This window comes from Priestia sp. SIMBA_032 (assembly GCF_046535215.1).
In the GTDB taxonomy this organism is placed as follows: domain Bacteria; phylum Bacillota; class Bacilli; order Bacillales; family Bacillaceae_H; genus Priestia; species Priestia aryabhattai.
Genome location: NZ_JAWRXD010000509.1, coordinates 1 through 278 on the forward strand (window position 1 = coordinate 1; position 278 = coordinate 278).

Genomic DNA, 278 nt, shown 5'->3' on the forward strand with positions numbered 1-278 from the left:
TCTTCCCACATCCAACGTCACCTACGACTCGGCGCTGGTGCCCGGTGGCAGCCTTATCCCTAACTCGCTGCTGACTGGGACCAATGGGGCGCTGGGTGCCGGAAGCAATGCCACGGGGCAGGTGGCCGCGTCTTGCACCTTGCAGGGTTCCAATCTCAACGGTTTGGCCGTGGCGGCCTCGAAGGAGGCGGCAGATGTAGGCTTCAAACAGGTGCTGCGTATTACGGGCATGCCGAGCGGTAACACGCCGACCTTGACCCTGGAGCAGACGGTGGACG

At 63.3% G+C, this 278-nt stretch carries 1 protein-coding gene; it reads left to right on the plus strand.

Annotated elements, in window-relative coordinates:
* A partial coding sequence (locus tag SB717_RS35335; RefSeq protein ID WP_410907586.1) for a hypothetical protein occupies positions 1 to 278 on the plus strand: 278 nt, incomplete at both ends.